Source organism: Gordonia sp. YC-XJ4, from assembly GCF_059511865.1.
Map to the genome: position 1 here is coordinate 1,250,486 of NZ_CM183447.1, position 23,526 is coordinate 1,274,011.

Consider the following 23,526-nt stretch of genomic DNA (forward strand, 5'->3'; position numbering starts at 1 on the left):
GCACGGACCCGTCGGTCACGCCGACGCCCGATCCGACGACCCCACACCAGGAGATGAGCACCACCGATGAGCCGGTCCCGATATCGCGCCCACCCGCTCGTCCTGCGATGCGTCCAGGTGCGCGCGGTCACCGACGTCACGCCGCGCATGCGGCGCGTCACCGTCGGCGGTGAGCAACTCGGCGCCTTCACCCGCGACGGAATGTCGTTCCCCGCCTTCGCCGCTCCCGCGTTCGACGACCACATCAAGCTCATCTTCGCCCCCGGTGCCGACATCACCGACGCGCTGCCCCGCCAACAGGAGAACGGCATCGACTGGTTGCCCTCGGAGCACCGGGTGACGCGCGATTACACTCCGCACCACCACGATCCGCGGGCGCTCGAGATGCAACTGGACTTCGTCGTCCACACCGACGGCGACGCGTCGGGCCCGGCCGAACAGTGGGTGCGTTCGGCGCAACCGGGCGACGACCTCTGGTTCGCCGGACCCAAGGCCTCCACCGTGATCCCCGACGACGTCGCCGAGTTGCTGCTCGTCGGCGACGAGACGGCGATTCCCGCGATCGCCCGCTTCTTCGCCGAGCGTCCGCTCGATGTGCCGACCCGTGCGATCCTCGTCGTCGCCTCGCAGAATGCGATGCAGGACATCGCGATCGGTGACGGCGACCGACTCGACTGGGTCATCGGTACACCCGGCGACCGTGACGAGTTGCTGGCTGCGGTTACCGATGCTGCGCCTGTCCGTCGTCCCGCTTATGTGTGGGCGTCGGCGGAGAGCCGGGCGCTGCTCCCGCTGCGCCGACTCGTGACACGCGACTGGGGTATTCCCAAGTCCCACACCGACATCACCGGATACTGGCACATTCGTGACGAACCCGCCGATGTTGCAGCAGACGGCGAATCACCCACTGCGGGTGTACCCGTCATGCCGATCGGGTCGCCGGTGGCGTGGATGGCCACCCGCGCGGCCCTGCGGCTCGGGGTGATCGACGCACTCGCCGGCGGAGGTCGCTCCCGCGGAGAGGTCGCCACGGCCACCACAATCTCTGTGGCAAGCCTGGATTCGCTGCTGGGTGTTCTTGTTCCCTGCGGTGTGCTCGGTGTTCGCGGCGACGAGATCGTCCTCGGCCCGGTGGGGGAGCGGTTCCTCGACGACGAGCACGCGCGTGAGGAATTCGACGGTCTCTACGCCGAGCAGGTGCTCGCCCTCGGTGGACTCGCCGACGCGTTGCAGGCCGGGCGACCGGCCTGGTCGGAGCGCACGGGTGACACCTTGCGGACACATGTGGCCACGTCGGCGGAGAACTATGCCGAACTGGTCGAGGAGGCCGAGGGGCTCGTCTTCCTGATGCCCGCGCTTGCCGCACTTCCCCTGTGGTCCAGGTACTCTCGAATCGCCATCGGCGGCCCGGCCGCGCTCGTCGTCGCCGACGGACTGCGCACCGGCGGGGTGCGCGCGGCACTGACCGTGGTGGAGGAGCCGGCCCCGCTGGCCGCGTTGCGCAGCGACGACCCGCCGCCCGGCGTCGACTTCGCCGAAGACTGGGGCACCGCTGACGCCGTCGTGCTCGCGGGTGCGGTCGAGCATCGCACCGACGACGAGATCATCGAGTATCTCGACCGGGTCCATGCCGCCACCGACATCGTGTTGCTGGTCGAGTCGACCGAAGCCGACGCCCTGAACGCCCGGGCCGCCGAGATGGCGGTGGTCGCGCTCGGAGCCGTCGGGGCGCCGCCGCGCACCGGTGCCGACCTCAAACGCCTCGCGCGCGCCGCCGGCTGGTCCGTCGCCTCGGCCACTGCCCTCGGCTGGGGCGTCGAGTTCCTGGAGTTGTCGCCGACCCAGCCCGGCTGACACCACCTCGCCGACAGCGCCCACCCTGATGCCGACAGCGCCCGTCTCACCATCGACGGCGCTCGCTTCGGCGGCGGCTGGTAGAACTGGTCATCATGCCGCCCGCCCCGTCCCTGCAGCGCGACGACATCGTCGACGCCGCGATCCGACTCATCGAACGTGATGGTGTCGAGGGCCTGAGCATGCGGCGGCTCGCGAGCGAACTCGGGTCCAAACCGATGACGCTCTACAACTACGTCGACAACAAATCCGAACTGCTGCAACTCGTCCTCACCGAGGTCGCCGCGCGCATCCCGTGGACCCGACCCGAAGGGCCTCCACGCGAGCGGATGATCACCGTCGCCGTCGACATGTACAACGAGCTCGCCGCGATCTCCTGGATCGTCCCCATCCTGCGTGAGGGCACCACCGTCGGCGCGCCTGCGCTCGTCCTCGCCGATACCTTCGTCTCTGCCGCAATCGAACTCGGCGTCGACGAGGTGACCGCGATGTCGACGTGGCGCTCGGTCTGGTACATCGTCGCCTCCGAGCTGCAGTGGCAGGACACCCTGGCCCGACGTCGTCCGGGTGAGAAGTCGTGGCACCAGACGATCGACCCCGACCTCCTCACCGACGTGCCCACCATTGCGCGACTGCTGCCGCATCTGATCGAGTACTCGCGCGAGTTCCGGGTTCGCGACGCGGTGGCGGCGCAGATCGACGGCGTGCTGTCCCATCTGAACGACTGATCCGACCGTCTGGATCTCCGGGCGCTGTCGGCGCCAACCAGAGCGCCGTCGGCGTTACACCGGGCGCTGTCTGCGACAACCCGAGCGCCCTCGACACCCACCCCAACTTAGGCTAGCCTTCGGTACGCGTACGTAAACGTACGCGTACCGAATTCATCCGAGAGGCCTCACCGTCAATGACCCTCACGCCGCCGACGACGACTCCCACCCATCACCGCGCCCTGGTCGCAACCGTCTTCACCCTGCAATTCCTGGTCGCGCTCGACATGTCGCTGGTCAACATCGCCTTGCCTGCCATGCGCGCCGACCTCGGGTTCACCGCCTCGGGACTGCAGTGGGTCGTCAACGCCTACCTGCTTACCTTCGCCGGGTTCATGCTCCTCGGCGGCCGGCTCGGCGATCTCTGGGGCCGCCGGACCGTCATCCTCACCGGACTCACGGTGTTCGCCCTCGCGAGCATGATCGGCGGATTCGCCACCAACCCAACCATTCTCGTTGCCGCCCGGGCGATTCAGGGGGTCGCGGCCGCCCTGCTCGCCCCCGCATCACTGGCGCTCGCCTCGAGCGCCGACCCGGCCGTCCGCAAGACCGCGATGGCCTTCTGGGGCGGCGCCGGAGCTGCCGGCGGCGCCGTCGGCGTGGTACTCAGCGGGCTGCTCACCGACTGGTGGTCTTGGCGCGCTGTGCTTTTCGTCAACGTACCGATCGTCGTCATCGCACTCCTCGCCGCACTGCGCGGTGTCGACGCCGGGCATCGGCGCAGCGTCGGGCGTCTCGACGTGCCGGGTGCGGTCCTCGTCACCGCAGGCGTCGCCTCGCTCGTGTTCGCGGTCGCTGCTGCAGGTGACCACGGGTGGTCCTCGGCGCGCGCCCTGATCGGCTTTGCCGCCGCGGCAGTACTGCTCACCGGATTCGCTGTCGTCGAGCGCACCGCCGGCCATCCACTCATGCCGCCCCGGCTACTCATAACCCGAAGCATCATGGGGGCGAACATCTTCGGATTCATGCTCGCCGCAGGACAGCTCGCGGCCTTCTACTTCGCCTCGCTTTACGTGCAGACCGTGTGGGACGTCGACTCCGACGTCGCCGGGTTGCTGTTCCTCCCGTTCTGCGCCGGAGTTGTTCTCGGGATAGTTCTTTCGGGGAAGCTGTCGCCGAAGATCGGTGCCCGCAACAGTATCGGTGTCCTCGGTCTCCTCGGCGCCGCCGGACTCGGATTGTTCGCAGTGATGCCCGACGAGTTCGATTTCTGGCGCGGAATCCTGGCACCGTCGCTCGTTGCGGCGATCGGTATCGGCGGATCGATGGTCCTCGTCGGCGCGGTGGGCACGAGCGGCGTGCGGCCCGCAGAGGTCGGTGTCGCCTCCGGCGTGCTCAACAGTTCGCGGCAACTGGGCGGCACGATCGGGCTCGCGGTGCTCGTGACGATCGCGGCGAGTCAGAGCGTCCCGGCCGACGGCTACCACCTCGGATTCGCCGTCGGGGCTGTCTTCCTTCTCGTCGGCAGCGTCATCGCCTGGGCGGTCCTGCCGCGCCACGAGGTCGCAGGCACCGCGCCGTGATCCGCATGGCACGATCGAGTGCGTGGCAACCGCAACGCAGTGGATAGCAGGCGCCCGACCGCGCACCCTCCCCAACGCGATCGCCCCGGTGGTTGCCGGGGTCGGTGCCGCGCTCTTTGCCGGCGGTAACTCCTCCGACGTCGTCTGGTGGAAGGCCGCGTTGGCGCTCGTCGTCGCGACCGCGCTCATCATCGGCGTGAACTTCGCCAACGACTACTCCGACGGCATCCGTGGCACCGACGACGAGCGGGTAGGCCCGATGCGGCTGGTCGGGTCGGGAGCGGCCCAGCCGTCGGCGGTCAAGGCCGCAGCATTCCTGTGCTTCGGGATCGGCGCGATCGCCGGACTGGTCCTCGCGGTGACGACGGCCTGGTGGCTGGTCGTCCTCGGCGCGATCTGCATCGCCGGGGCGTGGTTCTACACCGGCGGGTCCAAACCGTACGGTTACTACGGCCTCGGTGAGATCGCCGTGTTCACCTTCTTCGGTCTGGTTGCGGTACTCGGCACGCAGTACGTCACGTCGGGCCGGGTCGACTGGGTCGGTCTGGTGTGCGCGATCGCGGTGGGCTCGATCTCGACGGCGGTGCTCGTCGTCAACAATCTGCGCGACATCCCCAGCGACACCGAGTCGGGCAAGATCACCCTCGCCGTGCGTCTCGGGGATCGACGTACCCGTGGCCTCTACGTCGGCCTGCTGGCGGTACCCCTCATCGCGAGTTGCGTTCTTGCCCTGGCAACCCCGTGGTCACTGATCGGTCTCGCCGTCGCGCCCGTCATCTGGCTCGCTGCCCGCCCGGTCCTGCGAAAGGCGGTGGGCCCGGATCTCATTCCCTCCCTGGGCGCCACCGGCATCGCGATGCTCGTGTGGTCGATCCTCGCCGCGATCGCGTTGGCCGTCGGCTGAATCCGATACGCCTCAGCGGCATCTCGTGCTGATCGCGACGGTACTGCCGTAGAAGTCGCGCGGGACGGTGTAGCCGTTGTGGGCGACGCTCTGCACATATCCGGCGTCCTCTCGCACCGCGGCATCCGGGAACGTGTAGGCGAGGTGTGCCAGATGACGCAGCGCTGGACCGATCGCGGCACGATCCGCACCGCCGTTCTCGACGGTTACGGCCGCCGCGGCGTCATACGCCCGGCACAGGTCGGCCACCGACGTCGTCGCCAGCGGGTCGCGCTGGGGTGCCAGCACGATCTCGGTGACCGGGGCAGCGGATGTCGTTGTCCCGAGCACGGATTCGTCGTCGGAGGCGCATGCGCCGGCGCCGAGCGCGACGGTGATCAGGGCGATCACCAGGCCGATCCTCCGATACATCCGCCCAGCATAGGAGCCCGACTCGGACGGTACACTCGGCCGATCAGGTGAATTCTGTCGTTGGGTCAGTGCGTCCGGCCACCCCGCCGTCGGTGAGAGCATCTCGCAGCGAACGGATCTCGTCCCGCAGTTCCCGGATCTCGGCGGCGGTCGCCGCGCGTTCGGCGTCGTCCTCCTCGGCGACCCGCTGCACGATCCAGGAGGCGATGGTGGCGGTGATGACACCGATGAGGCTGATCCCGCCGAGCATCAACAGCACGGCCACGATGCGGCCGGTGATGCTCACCGGCGCGAAATCGCCATAGCCGACGGTCGTGACCGTGACGAACGACCACCACACCGCATCGCCGAACGAGGTGATCGTCGCACCGGCGTGCCCCCGCTCGGCGTCGTAAACCGCAAGGGAGGCAACATAGATCAGTAACACCGAGCTTGCCGCGGTGTAGACGATCACCTTCCCGCGGATGGCGCCGCCGATCGCCTTCTGCAACGCGCCGACCAGAACGACGAGACTGATCAGTCGCAGCGGCCGCAGCATCGGCAGGACGACCACCGCGAGGTCGAACAGGTGCCGGACAAACCAGCGCCCTCGTTCGGGAGCGATCACCAGGCGCACCGCGTAGTCCACGGCGAAGGCCAACCACGACACCACCAGCACGACGCGCAGCACCGCGATCCAGACGCTGTCGGGGTGTCCGAGGATCTGAAAGGAGTACGCAACCAAGAAGATTGTCGCAATGATCGCCAGGGGCCACTCGGCGCGGTGCTCCCATCCGGCGAGCAGATCGACGCGGTGGTCTCGGGATGTGGTCATCTCGCCTCATTCGCTCTCGGTACGCCCACGGTTCGCGCCGTGTCTGCCGAGAATCATCACCCGAGCACGTCGCCGAACGCAGCAATTGGCCGACGCGCGGGCCCCTAGTGCGCGGCCGCCACCTCGGGGGTCGGACCGTCGACGACGGTGCCGTGGGGTGCTGCGGTGTCGCCCGGATCGTCGCCGGGCTGGCCGTCGGGTGGATCGCTGTCGGGTGTAACGGTTTGTGTCGCAGGGGAATTCGTTGCCGGTGACGTCGCCGTCGGCGTCTGTGAGGTCTCACTCGGCGTCGCGGTGGCCGTCGTGCTTGTCGCGCCACCACCGGCATCGCCACCACCGGCGCCATCACCACCGCCCGGAGTTTGCGTGGCATCGGTGTCCGGTGTGGTCTCCGGGGCGGGCGCCGCGGGGGCAGCCGACGGCACCACGGGCGCGCTCGACGGCATCGGCACGACCGTTTGCACGACGTCGGGAACCGGCGCCGACGGCGTCGGTAACAGCAGACTGAGCACCTGCTGGGTTCGGACCAGCGCACCTGGGTCGGCGGCCTGGATCGCGGCGCTGGCCGCGTCGAGCAGATCCTGCAGGACGTCGGCCGGCACGAACGCGCTGATTGTCGTGCCCACTTCGTTCCAGATTTCGTACCCGGCGACCTTGCCGCGATATCGGCTGGCCAGCAGCTTCGCGAAGTCGGCGAATTCGGCGGGCGACGACGCCGCCGGTCCGGACGACGGCGTCCACGGGGAGTTCAGCGACGCCACGATCACCACGGTCATCCCGCGCGCGCGTGCCCCGTCGACGATGGCATCGAGCCGCGCCCACCCGTCGCCGTCCTGATGGAGGAAACTCAGCGGGGCCCCGACCCTCAGGTCGGTGACGCCGAGGGCCTGCAGATCGTCGAGCGTGGCGTTGAGCTGGGCGTCGGACATGCGATAGATCTGGTCGTCGGTGACGCCCAGTTGGGTCGGTTCCTCGGCCACCGAGGACAGCGCGACCTGCAGGTTGGTGGTGGTCGCCGGTTCGGCACTGGGCAGTGACCACATCGTCGCCCCGACCATCGTCCCGGCGATGCCGACCGCCAACACACCCGCGCCGATCCGGCGCGCAAGAGGTGTGGCGAGCGCGTGCATGACAGGACTTTCTCAGGTTCGATATGGACGTTCCTCAGAATTGTTCCGTAAAAGCGCGCGACACGGAAGTGACAGGGTGTCCTTCGGCCGGGTGAAAAGCGTGTGCCGGGAGATTTCCTCAGGTGGGGGTGGGGAGACCGAACGCCGCGAGTACCGACTTGGCCCACAATTTCTGGCCCGCCGCGTTGGGGGCGACCCCGTCAGACATCAGCGACGCCCGAGCAGCCGGATCGGCGGGAAACGCCGAATACACGTCGATCACCTGAATACCCTGCGCATCCATCGCCGACGCATACCCCGACACCTGATCGCTGTTGTCGGAGTCGCGTGGTGGGTTCTGCTTGATGACGGCGATACCGGCGTCGGGGAACTTCTTCTGCAATGCCGCGATCAGCGGCTGCACCTTCGTGGCCAACGGCGCGTTCGCGTCCTCGGTGAGCCCGAAGTTCACCAGGATCAGGTCCGGGGTGATCGCCGCACCGCTCGGCGAGGTGGTCAGCGCGGTCAGGTTGTCGACCGCATACTGCACGTTCTTGCCCGCGGCCGAGCCGTTCCAATATCCGACGGCGCCGTTGGGGCCCGAACCGAGTCCGACGGGAGCTCCGTATTTGGCGGTTTGGGTGTTCCAGTACGCGGTCGCCACGGGCCGGTCGAGCGATGTGCTGATCGCCTGCCCGAGCTGCGGCGCCCATCCGTTGGGGGAGGCGCCCGTCGAATCACCGAGGAGCAGCAGCGTCTTCGGTTGCTTCTGGTCCGCCTTGGCGGAGTCGATGAACTCGACGGTCGCCGGGGTGCCGGCCGGTTCGGTGGCGCTCGGCACCGATGGGGTGCTGGCAGCGTTCGACGACGCCGGTGCCGTGCGATTCGAGGAGATCACCAGACCGACCACCAACACGATCACGCACACGACCATCACGATCCACGCCCACAACGGTGCAGAGTCGTAAATTCGCTTCACCAGGTTTTTCATCCGCGCATGACTCCACTCACACCCACAACTCCCGACAAGTGGTCATCACGATAGCGGCCACCGCCGCCGCTCGCGCGTCGCGGATCGGCGCACCGGTGTCGCTGTCGTCCGGTCGGACGAATTCTTTCTCAGCAATTCCCCGCCGCCGGACGATTCGCGAAGCGGTCGGCGATCCACTCGCCCAGCAGTGGACCGGGGTCCAGGGAATGGCCGGCGCCCTCGCGCCGGACGCGCTGCACGGAGTCGCCGAGCGCGCAGCCTTTGCGCAACGTCGCCTCCATGCGGTCGACCGGGATGATCTCGTCGACGCTGCCGTACATCGCCAGGATGGGTATGTCAGTGTGGCTGCGGGGCAACGACATCGACTCGAGGACGCCACGTAGCTCCGCGGCCGCGGCGGTGCTCGGGGTGAAGGCGGAGGTGTCGGCGGCCTGGATTCGCGCCGTCAACGCCGACGTGTTCGCAGCACACGACACCAGCGTGGCCTCCCGCTCGGCGGCCACGCCGTGCAGGTAGTCGTCGGGATCGATCTGCGGATTCGCCTGTGCCACACCCTCGATGAGGATCGGATACAACCAGCGCTGAGCCGGGGTCAGTTCCCCCGATTGCGCGCGTTCGACGAGGTAGCTCGCATCGAGCAACGGGACCGAGGCCACCGCGCCGAGCATCGCTCCACTGCCCCGTCCGTACCCGGCGAACTGTTCGGCACTCGCCCACGCCGCCGCACCGCCCTGCGACGCGCCGACGGCCACCCAGCGCGCACCGATCGTCGGTTCCTTGGACCGGGCGGCGCGGACGGCGTCGATCACGTTGTAGGCCGCGGTCCGCGGCTCGAGGTAGGGATGCGGTGCCGTGGTGGTCCGCAGCCCGAGCCCCTGGTAGTCGGTGGTCGCCACCGCATAGCCCGAGTTGAGGAATGCCGCAACCGCTTTGAGATCGCCGAGCATGTCGGGCCGGTCGGAGGGCCCGCAGTCGCGGGTGATCCCGGTCGTGCCGTGCGCGTACGCGATCAACGGCCAGCCGCCGGCCGGGCGGGTCCCGCCGGGTACGAACACCGCCCCGGAGACCGTCGTGGTCGTCCCGTCGACACCCGACACCGACCGATAGACGATACGGCTCGCCCGCGTTCCCGACGGAAGACTCGTCGCCCACTCGGCCGGCGCCTCGGTGGTGCTCACGACCTGCCCGCGGACCGCGAGCGCGTCGGCGCTCGGTGCGGGCGAGGAGTACGCGGCCGACGAGACGGTCGTCGCGGTGGGCGTGCACGCACCGAGCGCCGGAGCGCACAGCACGGCGACGACGCCGAGGATCGCTCGGCGTCGAAATCGGGGAGAGGGCCACACCACACGAGAACGGTAGCGCCCGGAGGCGTCCCGGATTGCATTGGTGTTGCCGGTAACCGATTCTGTTGGGCGTGGGACTCACGCTCGGGGGCACAGACGTCGACGCCGCGACACTCGATGCCGCCGCGAGCGCGGCCGGCCGCCGCCGCGCCGGCGCGCCACCCGAGCCCGCGCCGCCGCACGCGGTCACCCCGCCCGCCGACAACGAGGTCTATGAGTACCTCGGCCCGCAGATGCGCTGGATTCACCTCCTCATGCTCGTCGCGTTCGGGTTGGCGGCGTGGTCGCTGACCGCGTTCGCCACCGCCCATCCCGTGCTGTGGCCGGCGCTGATCGTCCTCGCCGTCAACGTCGTCGGCACCGTGGCGTCCCTGGCCACCGGGCTCGGCACCCGACGTGTGACCTGGCGCACACACCAACGGCTCGCTGCCACATGGGTTCCCGACGGCGGCCGGTTCGTCTCCGTCGATGTGTTCCTGCCGACCTGCGGCGAGAGCCTCGACATCCTGCGCAACACCTACACCCACGTCCGTCGTCTCGGGTGGCCGGGCGCCCTGGCCGTCCACGTCCTCGACGACGCCGACCGTCCTCAGGTCGCCGGTCTCGCGGCCGAATTCGGTTTCGGCTACCACGTGCGCGGCGACCGCGGGCATCTCCGCAAGGCGGGCAATCTGCGGCACGCGTTCGACCGCACCGACGGTGACGTCGTGGTCATCTTCGACGCCGACTTCTGTCCGCGCCGAGACTTTCTCGCACATCTGATGCCCTACCTCGACGATCCGCAGGTCGCCGTCGTGCAGAGCCCGCAGAGCTTCGCCACCACCGAACGGATGGGATGGATCCAACGGACCGCCGGCGCCACCCAGGAGTTCTTCTATCGGTGGGTGCTGCCGTCGCGTGATCGTCTCGACGCCGCCAACTGCGTGGGCACCTCGGCGCTCTATCGACGCTCGGCGCTGCAGCGTATCGGCGGCTTCGCGCCCATCGAACACAGCGAAGACCTGCACACCGGCCGACACCTGCAACAGGCGGGATTCCGGATTCGCTATGTGCCGGTGGTGCTTTCGCGCGGGCTCTGTCCCACCGATCTCGCCGGCTTCCTGAACCAGCAGTATCGCTGGTGTATGGGATCGCTGTCGCGGATCGCCAATCCGGCTCTGGCGCAGGATCGTCGGCGAATGACGCTCGGCCAGTCGATGGCCCACTGGGCCGGTGTCTTCTACTATCTGACGACGGCGCTGAACGTCTTCTTGTTCTTCGTGCCGGGCATCATCATGCTGGCGGCATTCCCCGAGGACATCCGGCCGGCCCAACTCGTTCCCTTCCTCGCCGGCTTCTGGGTATATGTGGTGGTGTTCCCGCTGGTGTCGCGGACACGCTGGCGCCTGGAGGTGCTGCGCATCCAGATGGCCTACAGTTTCGCGCATGCGGTGGCCATCGTGCACAAGCTCATCGGACGCGAAATCGGTTGGGTACCCACCGGTGCCGTCGGTGTGAGCAACACCCTCGCACGCAGCATCAGCGCGCTCGGCGCGGTGTCGTTGAGCGCCTCGCTCGTCGGGTTCTGGGTATTCGCGATCATCGACGTCGCCGACCGCGGACTGCCGATGTTCTGGATGATGATCGGGTTCGCCGGCGTCTACAGCTATCTGGCGGTGCCGCTGCTCGTCGAATTCCTGCGGGTGCTCATCGCACGCGACCGAAAGACCCTCGCATGACAGGGGAGTGGACCGCTCCGGAGGATCTCGACGGCCCTGATCCCAGCGCCCCTGACCCCAGTGCCCCTGATCCCAGCGCCCCTGACCCCAGTGCGCCGGAGCCCGGCGATCACGCATCCGGCCACCCGGATTCCCGCCCTGCGAGCGGTCCCACCACCGACCGTCTGCCCGTTGCGGACGGCCTGCCGCGGCCGCCGATCACCGAACGCCGCCCGAGCGCACCCAATTGGAACCGGATCACCGCGTGGGAGGTCGTCGGTTACACCGTGGCCATCGTCTTCCTCGCCGCCGTGGCGCTCGGGGTCTTCGACATCATGCTGCCGTGGACCGCCTCGTGACCCGACCCCAGACCTCGGCGTTCTTCACCGACATCGCCGGATTGCGGGGCGTCGCGGTACTTCTCGTCGTCGTCTTCCACTCCCGGGTACCCGGCTTCGGCGGCGGCTTCATCGGCGTCGACGTGTTCTTCGTCATCTCGGGCTTCCTCATCACCGGACTGCTCATCCGCGAGTTCGAACGATCGGGGACCTTGTCGTTCAAGGGGTTCTACGCACGCCGCGCCCGACGGATCATTCCAGCCGCGGCGCTGGTGATCGTGGTGTCGTTGATCGGTGCGGCGCTGACGATGCCGCTGCTCCGGGTGTTCAAACAGTCCATCGATCTGCTTGCCGCGGCAGCGAATCTGGCCAACTGGCACTTCATCGCCCAGAATGCCGACTATCTCGCCGGCGCGATCGACGGCAGCCTGGCGACCCACTTCTGGTCCCTGGCGATCGAGGAGCAACTCTACTTCGTCTGGCCGCTGACCATCTTCGGTGCCGCGGTCCTCATTGCGAGAACCCCACTGCGCAACCACGTCTCGATCCGCTGGTCGATCCTGCTGGTGGTCGGGGCGGTCACCGTCGGCTCACTCGTCTGGGCCATCCGGCTCACCCCGGTCGACCCGGCGACCGCCTACATGGCCACCTACACCCGCGCCTGGCAATTCGGGGTCGGCGGCCTACTCGCCGTGGCCGAGCCGCTGCTGATCGGTGCGGCCCGACGTGCCCGGCCCACGAGGTGGCTGGCGGCCGCGCTGGGCTGGGCGGGTCTCGCGGGCATCGTCGCCTCGGTGGTGACGATCAGCGCGAGCACCCCGTACCCGGGCACCGCCGCTCTGCTCCCGACCGTGTCGACGGCCCTGATCATCGCGTCCGGACAGGTGATTCCGGCCGACATCGGCGCCCGCGCCGGCAACATGTTCACCCCGGGATTCCTGCTGTCGCTGGCGCCGATCCGTTTCCTCGGACGCGTCTCCTACGCGTGGTATCTGTGGCATTGGCCGGCGTTGGTGTTGTTCGAGACACAGACCGGTATCGCGTCGTGGCCGGCGCTGCTGGCTGTCGGCGGGGTGTCACTGGCGATCGCCACCGCCTCGACGCTCTTCTTCGAAGAACCGATCATCGCCAACACCGAACTGCGGCGCAATCATTCGGCGTCGCTGTCGGTCGGGCTCACCGGGCTCGTCGTCGGCCTCGCGGTCGCGATGACCGCCGGCGTGATCACCGTGAAGGTGGCCAGTCGCGACACCGTCAGCAACGCCGCGCTGAGCTATCAGTCGGTGTTCGGGCAGGAGAATGCCGCCACCTCAGGGCCCGTGGTGCCGAACCCGTTCCAGGCCTACGACGATCGCCCCGAGCCCAACGACTGTCTGGTCCGTGTCGGTGAGTACGGCCCCGGACGCGAATGTGCCTTCGGGCCCGGCGACGGTATCCCCGTCGTCCTCTTCGGCGATTCACACGCCGAACAATGGTCGGAAACCGTGCGCGACATCGGCAATGCGCACGGCTGGCGGATCTACCAGTTCACCAAGGCGGCGTGTCCGGCGCAGGATCTCCGGCCCCGACCCGGTCGCCCCGACCCGTTCAACGCCGAGGACTGTGTTCGTTGGCGAGACGATGCCTTGCACCAGATCGCCGCGCTCGCACCGAAGATCATCATCTTCTCGTCACTGTCGACCTACGTTCCCGACTACGGCGAATCGGCACGAGCGTGGGACGACACCCTCGCCGCATTGCGCGCCACGGGTGCCCGACTGGTCTACATCGCCGACACCCCGTACCCGAACTTCCAGATCGCCGACTGCATGTCCGGTGCCCTCGACGACTGGGCGCGTTGCGATTTCCGCCTCGACGACGTCACCCGCCACGAACCGATCCTCACCGAACAAGCCCGCGACCGGGACAAGGACATCATCACCCTGTCGGTCAACAACCTGCTCTGCGAGAACGACACCTGCGTCCCGGCCCGCAACAAGATCCTGCTGTACCGTGACGAATCCCATCTGACCGCCACCGCCGCACACGTTCTCGAACCCGCCCTCACCCGTCAGCTGGACAAACGCCGCTTCGACTACAACGCTCGCTGAGCGGTTCCCGCAGGATGGGCAGGCCCCTCACCACCGCGCCACCCCCGCCCGAAACGCCTCCGTACTCGCGGTGGTGGAGTTGAATCGCCAGTCCCGCTCCTTGTCCATTTGAAACCAGACGAAACCCTCGACGCGCGATTGGTTGTCGACGATGGAGAAGAAGTTCCGGATCCACGACGCCTTGTCCTGCGCGGTGAGTCCGTCGGCACATCCGACCTCGGTGAGCAGGATGGGGTGCGTCGCATCGAGCGCCCGTAACGTTTCGAGACTCGGCACGAACAGGTCGGCGGCCGGCTGCCAGTGATGGCCGGGCGCCTCACCCCAGTTGTAGCCGTCGAGACCCAGCACGTCGATCTGGTCGCGGCCGGGATAGCATTCCCCAAAAGGGTTGGTGCCCAGCGTGAGTGCGTTCGGCGCCCACACGAAACGTACGTTGTCGGGGTGTCGGTCGGCGATCACCGAGCGCATCCGCGCCCACGCGGCGCGATAGTCGGCGGCGGTGTTGCCGTCCACTCCGACCGCCCATGGGTACCAGGTGCCGTTCATCTCCTGCGCGAACCGCACCAGCACCGGCTTTCCCCACGACGCGAGTTGTGTTCCCCATCGCGCGAATTCGGTGTCGAAGGCGCCGGAGGCGATGCGCGACAACGCGAACTCGGGTTGTCCGGTTCCGCCGTCGGGCTTCCACGGCTCCAGCGTCAGTAGGGGGGTAGCGCCGAAGGCGACGACGGCGTCGAGGTCGCCGACGGGTACCGGATCACCGAGCGCACAGAAGCGGTGGACGTACCTCGGTGCCGTACCCGCGAGATTCGTCAGTTGCTGCAGCGGGGTTCGTGTCGCGCCCTGCGCCGGTGTCACCGATGGGATGAACGCGCCCCACCGCCGCTCGTCCGGCGAGGCAGGCGACGGGGAGGGCGTCGTCACAGATCCGGTCGAGGCGCACGCGCTGACTGCGCCGGCCGACCCGAGCACCGTCAGCCGCATCAGGTCACGTCGCGAGAGCGCCGGAAGGGTCACCCGGCCATGCTAAGCCGAACCCGCCGATCCTCAGGCGTGTGCCGGACCGGCCAGAGCCGCCGTCGTCGCGCCTCCGCCGGGCCGGATACGGTTTCGCACAAGGTGGCGCCACCTTGTTCCTCAGTTCCGCCGACCTCAACCGTGAGCTCGACGCCGTCGCGAGAACCGACGCCTGCCGGCTGCGTGTGGGTATCGACTGGTCGAGCATCGAGCCGACGAAGGGCCCCACAACTGGTCCAATCCCGACCAGGTCATCAAAGCTGCCCGAGCCCATCACCTCCGGATCCTGTCGCTGGTCACCACCACCCCTACCTGGGCCCGACGTGCCGCGGCGCCCGGCGCGCTCGGTATGTACGCGCCACCCGCCGACGCAACGATGCGGGGCGCGTTCATGAAGAAGTTCGTCCGAGCGCTATCCCGACATCACCCACCACGAGATCTGGAACGAACCGCATCGCCCTGCCTTCTGGGGTTTTGCCCTGGCCAACCCCACCGAGTACACCAACGTGCTGAAGGCCCCCTACACCGCGATCACGCAGGTACAGCCCGGCTCGACGGTCGTCGCCGCCGGGATGAGCCCGCAGGCCGGTGGCTCCGACTTCCACACCAAGACGTATGCGGCCGGTGCCAAGAACTGCTTCGACGCCACGGCCATGCACGCCTACGGGTTTCCCGGTGGGATCGGCAAGACCTCCAACGGATGGACCGAAACCCAACAGATCCGGGCGGTGATGGTCGCCCACGGCGACGCCGCGAAGAAGATCTGGCTCACCGAGATGGTGACCAAGCAACAGCAGGCCACACAGATCGTCGACGTGTTGCGCGCCGCCGCCGACTCCGGCTACTGCGGTCCCGCGTTCATCTACTCGGTGCGCGACTGGGGGACCTCGGCCACCAACCGCGAGGACAACTTCGGCGCACTGCTCACCCACGACTGGAAACCCAAGATCACCGCCTCAATCCTCGCCAGATAGCGGTGCTCGCTTGCGCGAACGCACGAGAGCCCAGACCGCGATCCCGACCGCGACGAATGACAACAGATCCGATTCGGTGATGCCGTGCCTGCCGGTGAGGCTGATCAGCGTGGCCCCCTCCAGAGGCTTGTTCCAGTAGAGCCAGGCCGCGCCGACCACCACCAACGCCAACGCCGCCCGCACGGTCGGGCGCAGCAGAGTCCACAGCCCGCAGGCGAAAAGCAGGTTGAGCAGGACGAGGGCGTGGAAAAGATCGGGTGAACGCATCGTGAACAAGTATGTCGATTCACCTCCATGAACGCACCATTCGGCCATCTGACGTGTCGTGACGACCGGCGGTCGTCATGCTTACGGTGTGGAGATGGGCAGGGAACGGAACACATGAGACGGGTCGTCGTCGCGCTATGTTTCGCGATCATGCTGGCGGCGTCGTCCGGCTGTGCGACACCGACAGAGTCGACGCCGTCCTCACCACGTAAGACGGTCACGGTGTTTGTCTCTGCCTCCACAACGCCGAGCAGTTCGGTCCCGGCCACGGCCGCGGCTCCGCCGAGCACGGTCGAGACGGGTACCACCCCCGACGCGGCGCCCGTCGTCGAGGAAGGCGTCCAATGCAGTCCACTCGGCGCCACCGCGGTGTTCGCCGACGGCACCACGGCCTACTGTTCCCGAGTGCAGTACACCGACAACTCCGTCTGGTCTCGCAACCCTGTCTTGGCCCCGAATCCTGCTCCACCCCAGACGCAGACGCCGACGACGACTGCGGCGCCGACCATCGGCCAGTCATGCATCGGCGCCGACATCGGCCGCACCGCCACCGACCCCAACGGCACAGCGATCGTGTGTGACAACTACCAATGGGTGCCCAACACCGGTCAAACACCCCAACATCCGTGGGCTGACGATCAACGCGAGTGGACCGAGTGCATTCAGACGCACACCACTGATGAGTGCCGCGAAATACTCGGTACCGGTTAGTGCGAATTCTGCTCCCACCCCGTCATTTCTTAGGTGTGCGAACGAGATTCGTTGTCGCCGAGGCAAGGCGCCAGGGTCTGCCAACTGTGGCGCATTCTTGATTATTTCGTCATGGGCATTTCTCGCCGATGCCATTGCTTTCTCGCCGGGCTCGTGTCACTGTCGCTGACAGTCACTGATCAAACGCGAGGAGTGTCATGACCAGTACGCCAGGCGGACCCGACCAGCCCCCGTACCCGGGGGAGGACCCGCAGAATCAGGGCTACACACCTCCTCCGGGTGGATACGAAGCGCCGCAAGGCGGCTCCTATCCGCCACCCGGGCCAGGGGCATACCCGCCGCCGGCCGGTCAGTACCCGCCAGGCGGCGTACCCGGTTACGCGCCGGCGCCTGCCCAGCTCGACCTCGGCGCCGCTCTGAGCTACGGCTGGAACAAGTACAAGGCCAACGCGCTCAACTGGATTCTGTTCGCCATCGTCACATTCGTGGTCGTCGGCCTGATCGACAGCGCGGCGCGCGGATTCCACTACGACACGTCGGTGCTCAACGCGCAGGGGATCATCGGGTCGCTCGTGTCCGGCATCCTCAGCGTCCTCGTGCAGGCGGCGTTCACCCGAGGTGCGCTCAACGAACTCGATGGAAACAAGCCGTCCTTCGCGGACTTCTTCACCTGGAACAATCTGGCTCAGGTGTTCATCGCCGCGATTCTCGTCTGGGTCATCACGACCATCGGCTTCATCCTCATCATCATCCCGGGACTCATTGCCACGTTCTTGCTCTGGTACACCCTTGCTTTCGCGATCGACCGCAATCTGTCGGCGACCGACGCGATCAAGGGCAGTTTCGAACTGACGTCGAAGAACGTCGGCAGTCTGCTGTTGTTGGCCATCGTGGTGATCGTCCTGAACCTCGTCGGCGCCCTCCTGTGCCTCGTCGGGCTCCTGGTGACCGGTCCGGTCACCCTCATCGCCTCGACCTACGCCTACCGCGTGTTGTCCGGCGGGCAGGTGAGCCCGGCGCAGTGACCATTCGCCTGTTTTCAGTCATTTCCCGAGTAGCCTGACGGAAAAACCCCAGGTCGCGGGTCGGGTGCTATATCGCGAATGACTGAAAACAGGCGAGGCATGAGCCGCTGGCCGCGTCGCCTGGCGAGTACGAATACAGCTTCCACCAAATCAGGTTGAAAACCGCGATTTTCGGGGTCGGGGGCCCGCTCCGGTGTCATCTGTATTCGTAGTCGGCGGTTCCTTCGCCCGGTTGTCGAGGTGTGACGAGCCGCCAGGCGAGGAGCCTCCGTGGTGCGCCGGTGCTGGTGCCGGGACCCGGTCAGTACGCCCCGTCCTTGCGGGCCACCGCCCAAACGGTGCGCCACAGGATGGTGAGATCTTGCATGATGGACCAGTTCTCGACGTAGGAGAGGTCCAGCCGCACCGACTCCTCCCACGACAGGTCCGAGCGCCCCGACACCTGCCACAGTCCGGTGATCCCCGGCTTGACGAGCATTCGCCGCGCAACGCGGCCGTCGTAGCGCTCCACCTCGTCGGGGAGTGGGGGTCGGGGGCCGACCAGGCTCATCGACCCGCCGACCACATTGAACAGCTGCGGGAGTTCGTCGAGACTGTAGCGCCGAATGAACTTGCCGACGCGAGTGACCCGCGGATCATCACGCACCTTGAACAACACACCGGCGCCCTCGTTCAAGGCGGCGATCTGCGGTCGCAAGGCGTCGGCGTCGGTGACCATCGATCGGAACTTCCACATCTGGAACGGCGCATTGTTCAGTCCGATTCGGGTGGCGCGATAGAAGATCGGCCCACGCGAATCCAGCTTCACGGCAATCGCGATCACCACCATCACGGGCAGCAACATCAGCAGCGCCGACAACGCTCCGACCCGGTCGAGAGCTGCCTTCCGAAAGCGGTTCGCCCCTTCATATCTCGGCTTGTCGATGTGGAGCAGCGGAAGCCCGGCGACCGGTCGCACCATCATTCGCGGCCCGGCCACGTCGGTGACGCCGGGCGCGACCAGCATCTCGACGTCACGTCCCTCGAGGTCCCACGACAACTCCTGCATCGCCTCGTGACCGAGAGCTTCCGCGGAGGTCACCGCGACCGCGGTCGCGCCACATTCGTCCACGGCGGCGGCCACGTCGTCGAAGTCACCCCACCGGGGAACCTCGTGGTCGTCCACACGCACTGATGTCCCGACGCCCGGCTGTCCCAGCCGACTGTTGTCCGGGGAGCACACTCCGACGACCGTGTACCCCAACGCGGGATTGCGCATCAGGCGGGCGATGAGTGCTGTCGCCGAAGGGATCTCACCGATCACCAGGAGCCGGTCGAGGTAGGCGCGCGCTGCGTCGGGGTCGGCTTTGCGTGCCGAGACCAGGCGCCGTCGCCACAACCAGCGGGACAGCACCAGGGCGGCCGTCCCGACGGGCAGGGCGACGGCCACATATCCGCGGGCGACGCTGAGGCGAAACAGGAGGTCGACGATCGCGAGTGTGCCGAACACCGTCAGGCATGCGGTGACCACCCGGCTGTACTCCTGCGCCCCCGCACCCAGAATCCGACGGTCCAGGGTCTGGAACACCCGAAGCGCCACGACCCACGCGACGATGAGAAGCAGTGACACGGCGTCGGCGGTGAGTTTGACCCCGTTGAGCACCGGGCCGCTGCCCCAACCGAATCGGGCTGCCTGGGCTCCGACCACCGTGGCGCAGACGATGAGAACGTCGGAGACGGTGAGCAATCGCTGGTAACGATGAACCCACGACCGTGAGGTCTCTCGCTTGCGCATGCCGAACCGAATCCGACGAGCCACGTCCTCGCGCGAGGACCGGTCGCGTGCCGGCCACTCGAGAGCGGGATCACCAGCCATGACGACCTCCGGAAGTGAGTCATTTCCCGACATGTCGCCACCAGACGCCTCGGTGCAGGTGGAGTCGTGCGGGAGAAACGGATGCGGCGTCACCCCGCGACGTCCGCCGTACGAGTGAAGATTACGAGGACAACGTGGTTTCCTCAACCGCTGGGAGACCGGTCGGAAAAGGCCGACAATGAATTCTCGGTAATGCGACCGCAGCGCCGCCGAATATGATGTTCGATTGCCGATCGGCGACCCCTGCGAAATGGAAACATGGTCGGATGCCGAACCCGCAATGCCGCTCTCTGTACAGGAGAAACCGGCCATACCGGAGAAGCGGGGCGGGCACCGACCGCCCTCGCGCGGGCCATTCGTCGGCGGGGGTCCGAACGTTACGAAAATGTCCGCGGAAATCCAGTGAGATAGGTCTCGGCGATATCGGTCTGGTACCGCCGTCTCGACGCGCCGAAACACCCCATCGCCGATACACTGTCCGGCGTGCCACACCTCAGAGGATCGTGTCGACCGCGTCATGCGTCGAGAACCCGGAGAATCGCTGCCCCGTTGATGATCTGTGCCATGGTCCTGGTGATCGTGGCCGGCATGGTCTCCGGAGCACCACGCGCGCAGGCCTCGGTGCTCGCCCCCGCCGCCGGATACGGCTTCGCGCAGGGCAGTTCGCCGCTGACTCAGTCTGCAGCGACCATCAACCGGGAGTTGGACGCGGTGTCGCGGACCGGTGCCGGTTGGCTGCGGGTGATGGTCGATTGGTCCACCATCGAACGCGTTCGTGGACAGTATGACTGGAGCGTCCCCGACCGCGTCATCGGCGCCGCCCGCCGACACCATCTGCGGGTGCTCTCCAACGTGCTGACCACTCCGCAGTGGGCTCGTGGTTCCGCTCCGCTCGGTATCTATGCCCCGCCCGCCGATCCGGCCGCCCTGGGCAGGTTCATGAAGGCATTCCTCGCCCGATACCCCGACGTCACCGACCACGAGATCTGGAACGAGCCGAACCTTCCGTTGTTCTGGGGTGCACAGGCACCCGATCCCGTGCGGTACACCGCGCTCCTGCGGGCAGCATATGTCGCCATCAAAGCGGTGCAACCGAATTCGACGGTCGTTGCGGCGGGGCTGAGCCCCGGTGCCGGCGCGACGGGATTCGTCGCGGCCATGTATGCCGCCGGTGCACAACGCTTCTTCGACGCGCTCGCCATGCACCCGTATGTGTTCCCGGGCGGTATCACCGCCACCCCCAACGGGTGGACCGAGGTCGGCGGAATCCGCGCGGTGATGATGCGCCACGGCGACGCCCGTAAGAAGATCTGGCTCACCGAGATCGGCGCGCCCACCCTGCCCGCCGGGGGTACCGCACCGATCGGATTCGGCGTCACCGACATGGTGACCCAGCGTGCGCAGGCCCGCCAGATCACCGACGTCCTGGCTGCCGCAGCCCGGACCGGTTACTGCGGACCGGCTTTCATCTACTCGGTGCGCGACGCGGGCACCTCCCCGGCCAATCGTGAAGACCACTTCGGTGCCCTGCTGACGATCGACTGGAAGCCCAAGTATGCCGCGACGGTGCTGCGGCGCTGACATGCCGCGACACACCGTGCCTGGCACCGCAGCGTGGGCCGTCACCGCACTGACCGCGGCGGCCGTGACGCTGGCCGTGGCGTCGTGTGGTGCACCGACCAAGGCCGACAATGCCTCCGACACAGCGATATCCACGATCGCGGTCGGGACGCCGACGACCTGCAACCCGCTCCACGGCGATCCGGCAGGGCATGTGGTCGTCGCGGACGGTGTCACGTGCGCCGAGGCCAATCGAGTGATGGACGAGGTCTTTGCGGCCGCACTTCGCGGCGACGGCGATCATCGACACAAGTCGGGTTCGTGGCTGTGTTTCAGCGGTCCGATCCACGGCACCGCGAATCAGCGGACGATGACCTCGGCACTGTGCACCAACAGCGAACCGTCGGCGATCGTGACGGTGACCTCCGCGCGCTGACCCGGTCTCGCCGCCTACGGCGCGTTCGACCGACTACGACGCACTCGACGCGGTGGGCACGGTTGCCGAACCACCCGCGGAGGAAGTTGTTTCGCTTGTGGCGGAGGACTTGTCGGCGGCTGAGGGGGTCGCGTCGGCAGTGGGGGCGGAGGTGGCGCTCGACGTAGTGGCCGAGCTGGCCGGCGCCGAGGTCTCGGGAACGGTCGTCTCGGGAACAGTCGTCTCCGGAACAGTGGTCTCCGGAGCAGTGGTCCCGGTCGTCGTTGCCGACGAAGAACTCGACGCGGTGGGCGCCGCCGACGTCGTCGACGCCGCAGCCGTCGTGGTGGGCACAGAACTCTCGGTCGTCGTCGAGGTCGTCGACGCCGCAGCAGATGTCGAAGCAGCAGATGTCGTGGCAACAGGTGTCACAGCGGCCGACGTCGCCGCAGTGGCTCCGGCCGCGGTGCTCAGCGCCGCGGCCGTGGCCACCGTCTGGGTCGTGGTCGTCGCGGAGGCACCGAACATCGATTGCAGTGCACTTGCCAGGTCCTGCCAGAGCTGCTGGATCGCGGCGAGTTGCGACTGCGCGAGCTGGGTGACCCACTGTTGCAGCGCGCTCGCCAGTGCTTGCCCGAGATCGTGGGTGGCCGAGCCGCTTCCGGAGTATTGGGCGATCAGATCGGCGAGGACCTGGGCGGCGGGTTTGGGGGTCCAGTCGGTCTCGTACAGACCGAAGTTGTCCTCGATGTTCGAGGATCCGGTATCGGTGTCACGCGTGGTGTAGATGTAGATCGGTCCCGCACCGGTCTGGTTCTGCCACGCCTCGATGAAGTCCTGGATGAACGCCGCCTGCTGCGCTTGGGTGTAGCTCCCGGTGGTCGGCTCGCCGTACTCGGTGATCCAGATCTTCTTCGCCGCATCCCCGTACTGGGCCATCAGCGCCTGGATGGCGGTCACCTGGCTGGCCGGGGAGTCCGCGTGATCGTTCTCGCTGTACTCCTCGGAGAACTGGTACGGGTGAAACGACAACGCGTCGAAGTAGCCCGCGGCCCCGGCGGCATACATCTCCTGGACGAAGGTCACGGGATCGAGGGCGGCGCCGGTGGTGGTCGTCGCCCCGAGGACTCCCGCGATCACGAGGGCGTTCGGGTCGGCGGCTTTGATCGCGGTGTAGGCGTCTTTGAGGAATGCGGTATACGACGTCGGGTCGATCGGATTGTAGAACAGTGCGGCATTCGGTTCGTTCCAGATCTCGTAGCCGCTGATCTCATTCTTGTACCGGGTGGCCACCGCACTGACGAAATCGGCGTACTCGTCGGGATCGAAATGGCCATTGATGATATTTCCCGCCCACGCCGGCGTTCCGGTGAGGGTGGCGACGATGCTGATTCCGCGCGATTGTGCCGCCGATACGAGCGCATCGAGTTGCGTCCAGTCGTAGGTCCCTTCCCTGGCCTCCACACTCATCCACGGGATCGCCACCCGGACACTGGTCACCCCGAGTGAGGCGATGTGGTCCAGCGTGGTGTCCAGCGTGGCCGAGTCGAGGCCGTACAGCGAGGAATCGGCGATGCCGATGGTCGTCGAACTCTGATCGATCACGGCCACGAGGCGAATCGGTACCGGCGCCGCCTGGCTGATCACCGACGCGACGGGTGGGATGGTGAGGAAGGGCGCGCTCGACACCGTCCCGAATCCGAGAATTGCGGTGGCACACAATGCGGCGACCCGTGTGGACGACATGACTGGACTACGATTCCGCATGGACTGTCCTCAAATGAATGGACCGTACGTGGACTGCCGGTCCGCCTCTGATGTCAATTGATATCAAATGGCGTGAGAATGCGCCACACGGAAT

At 67.3% G+C, this 23,526-nt stretch carries 21 protein-coding genes; 12 read left to right on the forward strand and 9 right to left on the reverse strand.

Annotated elements, in window-relative coordinates:
* The first annotated feature begins 66 nt into the window (after positions 1 to 66).
* The 4 genes from AC5ZH6_RS05590 to AC5ZH6_RS05605 all read left to right on the forward strand — a co-directional run bounded on the left by AC5ZH6_RS05590 (position 67) and on the right by AC5ZH6_RS05605 (position 5,048).
* On the forward strand, positions 67 to 1,854 hold the full coding sequence (locus AC5ZH6_RS05590) for a siderophore-interacting protein (protein ID WP_496168611.1): 1,788 nt from the start codon (positions 67 to 69) through the stop codon (positions 1,852 to 1,854).
* A 95-nt stretch (positions 1,855 to 1,949) separates the two neighbouring features.
* Positions 1,950 to 2,582, forward strand: coding sequence for a TetR/AcrR family transcriptional regulator (locus tag AC5ZH6_RS05595; RefSeq protein WP_496168613.1), 633 nt, complete (start codon positions 1,950 to 1,952; stop codon positions 2,580 to 2,582).
* 176 nt (positions 2,583 to 2,758) lie between these two features.
* Entirely contained in the window at positions 2,759 to 4,144 is a 1,386-nt protein-coding gene (locus tag AC5ZH6_RS05600; RefSeq protein ID WP_496168615.1) for an MFS transporter, read from the forward strand.
* Between the two features lie 22 nt (positions 4,145 to 4,166).
* On the forward strand, positions 4,167 to 5,048 hold the full coding sequence (locus AC5ZH6_RS05605; RefSeq protein WP_496168617.1) for a 1,4-dihydroxy-2-naphthoate polyprenyltransferase: 882 nt from the start codon (positions 4,167 to 4,169) through the stop codon (positions 5,046 to 5,048).
* A gap of 12 nt (positions 5,049 to 5,060) precedes the next feature.
* Here AC5ZH6_RS05605 and AC5ZH6_RS05610 read toward each other — a convergent pair whose 3' ends face one another.
* The 5 genes from AC5ZH6_RS05610 to AC5ZH6_RS05630 form a co-directional block, all read right to left on the reverse strand.
* Positions 5,061 to 5,459: a hypothetical protein gene (locus AC5ZH6_RS05610; protein ID WP_455410282.1), complete on the reverse strand. Its 399-nt coding sequence runs from the start codon at positions 5,457 to 5,459 to the stop codon at positions 5,061 to 5,063.
* A 43-nt stretch (positions 5,460 to 5,502) separates the two neighbouring features.
* Positions 5,503 to 6,273, reverse strand: a complete 771-nt coding sequence (locus tag AC5ZH6_RS05615) for a potassium channel family protein (RefSeq protein ID WP_265077507.1) — start codon at positions 6,271 to 6,273, stop codon at positions 5,503 to 5,505.
* A 104-nt stretch (positions 6,274 to 6,377) separates the two neighbouring features.
* Positions 6,378 to 7,403: a cellulase family glycosylhydrolase gene (locus AC5ZH6_RS05620; protein WP_496168619.1), complete on the reverse strand. Its 1,026-nt coding sequence runs from the start codon at positions 7,401 to 7,403 to the stop codon at positions 6,378 to 6,380.
* 118 nt (positions 7,404 to 7,521) lie between these two features.
* Positions 7,522 to 8,373: an SGNH/GDSL hydrolase family protein gene (locus tag AC5ZH6_RS05625; protein WP_496168621.1), complete on the reverse strand. Its 852-nt coding sequence runs from the start codon at positions 8,371 to 8,373 to the stop codon at positions 7,522 to 7,524.
* 128 nt (positions 8,374 to 8,501) lie between these two features.
* Entirely contained in the window at positions 8,502 to 9,665 is a 1,164-nt protein-coding gene (locus AC5ZH6_RS05630) for a lipase family protein (protein ID WP_496169177.1), read from the reverse strand.
* 116 nt (positions 9,666 to 9,781) lie between these two features.
* On the opposite strand from AC5ZH6_RS05630, the gene AC5ZH6_RS05635 reads away from it, so the two are divergent.
* Genes AC5ZH6_RS05635 through AC5ZH6_RS05645 form a run of 3 tightly spaced genes read left to right on the forward strand, consistent with a single transcriptional unit; the run spans position 9,782 to position 13,841 of the window.
* Positions 9,782 to 11,434, forward strand: coding sequence for a glycosyltransferase family 2 protein (locus AC5ZH6_RS05635; protein WP_211542439.1), 1,653 nt, complete (start codon positions 9,782 to 9,784; stop codon positions 11,432 to 11,434).
* Positions 11,431 to 11,772, forward strand: coding sequence for a hypothetical protein (locus AC5ZH6_RS05640; protein ID WP_249154768.1), 342 nt, complete (start codon positions 11,431 to 11,433; stop codon positions 11,770 to 11,772). The genes AC5ZH6_RS05635 and AC5ZH6_RS05640 overlap by 4 nt, the downstream gene beginning before the upstream one ends.
* Positions 11,769 to 13,841, forward strand: coding sequence for an acyltransferase family protein (locus AC5ZH6_RS05645; protein ID WP_496168623.1), 2,073 nt, complete (start codon positions 11,769 to 11,771; stop codon positions 13,839 to 13,841). Before AC5ZH6_RS05640 ends, AC5ZH6_RS05645 begins: the two co-directional genes overlap by 4 nt.
* Before the next feature lie 27 nt (positions 13,842 to 13,868).
* Here AC5ZH6_RS05645 and AC5ZH6_RS05650 read toward each other — a convergent pair whose 3' ends face one another.
* Entirely contained in the window at positions 13,869 to 14,858 is a 990-nt protein-coding gene (locus AC5ZH6_RS05650) for a glycoside hydrolase family 26 protein (protein WP_496168624.1), read from the reverse strand.
* Between the two features lie 506 nt (positions 14,859 to 15,364).
* Between AC5ZH6_RS05650 and AC5ZH6_RS05655 the strand changes: the two genes are divergently transcribed.
* Entirely contained in the window at positions 15,365 to 15,832 is a 468-nt protein-coding gene (locus AC5ZH6_RS05655; protein WP_288338193.1) for a hypothetical protein, read from the forward strand.
* Here the strand turns inward: AC5ZH6_RS05655 and AC5ZH6_RS05660 are convergent.
* Positions 15,815 to 16,099, reverse strand: coding sequence for a hypothetical protein (locus AC5ZH6_RS05660; RefSeq protein WP_288338192.1), 285 nt, complete (start codon positions 16,097 to 16,099; stop codon positions 15,815 to 15,817). The genes AC5ZH6_RS05655 and AC5ZH6_RS05660 overlap by 18 nt on opposite strands.
* A 114-nt stretch (positions 16,100 to 16,213) precedes the next feature.
* On the opposite strand from AC5ZH6_RS05660, the gene AC5ZH6_RS05665 reads away from it, so the two are divergent.
* Together AC5ZH6_RS05665 and AC5ZH6_RS05670 are read left to right on the forward strand one after the other, a co-directional pair.
* Positions 16,214 to 16,810 carry a hypothetical protein gene (locus tag AC5ZH6_RS05665; RefSeq protein WP_288338191.1) on the forward strand — a complete coding sequence of 199 codons (597 nt, stop codon included), beginning with the start codon at positions 16,214 to 16,216 and terminating at the stop codon, positions 16,808 to 16,810.
* Between the two features lie 197 nt (positions 16,811 to 17,007).
* Positions 17,008 to 17,835, forward strand: a complete 828-nt coding sequence (locus AC5ZH6_RS05670; protein ID WP_006372653.1) for a DUF2189 domain-containing protein — start codon at positions 17,008 to 17,010, stop codon at positions 17,833 to 17,835.
* Between the two features lie 301 nt (positions 17,836 to 18,136).
* Here AC5ZH6_RS05670 and AC5ZH6_RS05675 read toward each other — a convergent pair whose 3' ends face one another.
* Positions 18,137 to 19,690: a sugar transferase gene (locus AC5ZH6_RS05675; protein WP_496168627.1), complete on the reverse strand. Its 1,554-nt coding sequence runs from the start codon at positions 19,688 to 19,690 to the stop codon at positions 18,137 to 18,139.
* Positions 19,691 to 20,254: 564 nt separating this feature from the next.
* Between AC5ZH6_RS05675 and AC5ZH6_RS05680 the strand changes: the two genes are divergently transcribed.
* Both AC5ZH6_RS05680 and AC5ZH6_RS05685 read left to right on the forward strand, forming a co-directional pair.
* Positions 20,255 to 21,271: a hypothetical protein gene (locus AC5ZH6_RS05680; protein WP_249154767.1), complete on the forward strand. Its 1,017-nt coding sequence runs from the start codon at positions 20,255 to 20,257 to the stop codon at positions 21,269 to 21,271.
* Position 21,272: 1 nt separating this feature from the next.
* The gene (locus tag AC5ZH6_RS05685) at positions 21,273 to 21,686 is read left to right on the forward strand and encodes a hypothetical protein (RefSeq protein WP_006372649.1); all 414 of its coding nucleotides are present in this window, start codon (positions 21,273 to 21,275) and stop codon (positions 21,684 to 21,686) included.
* A 33-nt stretch (positions 21,687 to 21,719) separates the two neighbouring features.
* Here the strand turns inward: AC5ZH6_RS05685 and AC5ZH6_RS05690 are convergent, their stop codons facing one another.
* The gene (locus tag AC5ZH6_RS05690; RefSeq protein ID WP_496168629.1) at positions 21,720 to 23,411 is read right to left on the reverse strand and encodes an endo-1,4-beta-xylanase; all 1,692 of its coding nucleotides are present in this window, start codon (positions 23,409 to 23,411) and stop codon (positions 21,720 to 21,722) included.
* Positions 23,412 to 23,526 lie beyond the last annotated feature (115 nt).

Excerpts from the sequence above, each read along its gene's own strand:
- AC5ZH6_RS05660 (WP_288338192.1), bottom strand. The coding sequence starts at position 16,099 with ATGCGTTCACCCGATCTTTTCCACGCCCTCGTCCTGCTCAACCTGCTT.
- AC5ZH6_RS05680 (WP_249154767.1), top strand. The coding sequence starts at position 20,255 with ATGGTCCTGGTGATCGTGGCCGGCATGGTCTCCGGAGCACCACGCGCG.
- AC5ZH6_RS05675 (WP_496168627.1), bottom strand. The coding sequence starts at position 19,690 with ATGGCTGGTGATCCCGCTCTCGAGTGGCCGGCACGCGACCGGTCCTCG.
- AC5ZH6_RS05610 (WP_455410282.1), bottom strand. The coding sequence starts at position 5,459 with ATGTATCGGAGGATCGGCCTGGTGATCGCCCTGATCACCGTCGCGCTC.
- AC5ZH6_RS05670 (WP_006372653.1), top strand. The coding sequence starts at position 17,008 with ATGACCAGTACGCCAGGCGGACCCGACCAGCCCCCGTACCCGGGGGAG.
- AC5ZH6_RS05625 (WP_496168621.1), bottom strand. The coding sequence starts at position 8,373 with ATGAAAAACCTGGTGAAGCGAATTTACGACTCTGCACCGTTGTGGGCG.
- AC5ZH6_RS05595 (WP_496168613.1), top strand. The coding sequence starts at position 1,950 with ATGCCGCCCGCCCCGTCCCTGCAGCGCGACGACATCGTCGACGCCGCG.
- AC5ZH6_RS05685 (WP_006372649.1), top strand. The coding sequence starts at position 21,273 with ATGCCGCGACACACCGTGCCTGGCACCGCAGCGTGGGCCGTCACCGCA.
- AC5ZH6_RS05640 (WP_249154768.1), top strand. The coding sequence starts at position 11,431 with ATGACAGGGGAGTGGACCGCTCCGGAGGATCTCGACGGCCCTGATCCC.
- AC5ZH6_RS05590 (WP_496168611.1), top strand. The coding sequence starts at position 67 with ATGAGCCGGTCCCGATATCGCGCCCACCCGCTCGTCCTGCGATGCGTC.
- AC5ZH6_RS05620 (WP_496168619.1), bottom strand. The coding sequence starts at position 7,403 with ATGCACGCGCTCGCCACACCTCTTGCGCGCCGGATCGGCGCGGGTGTG.
- AC5ZH6_RS05600 (WP_496168615.1), top strand. The coding sequence starts at position 2,759 with ATGACCCTCACGCCGCCGACGACGACTCCCACCCATCACCGCGCCCTG.
- AC5ZH6_RS05665 (WP_288338191.1), top strand. The coding sequence starts at position 16,214 with ATGAGACGGGTCGTCGTCGCGCTATGTTTCGCGATCATGCTGGCGGCG.
- AC5ZH6_RS05690 (WP_496168629.1), bottom strand. The coding sequence starts at position 23,411 with ATGTCGTCCACACGGGTCGCCGCATTGTGTGCCACCGCAATTCTCGGA.
- AC5ZH6_RS05615 (WP_265077507.1), bottom strand. The coding sequence starts at position 6,273 with ATGACCACATCCCGAGACCACCGCGTCGATCTGCTCGCCGGATGGGAG.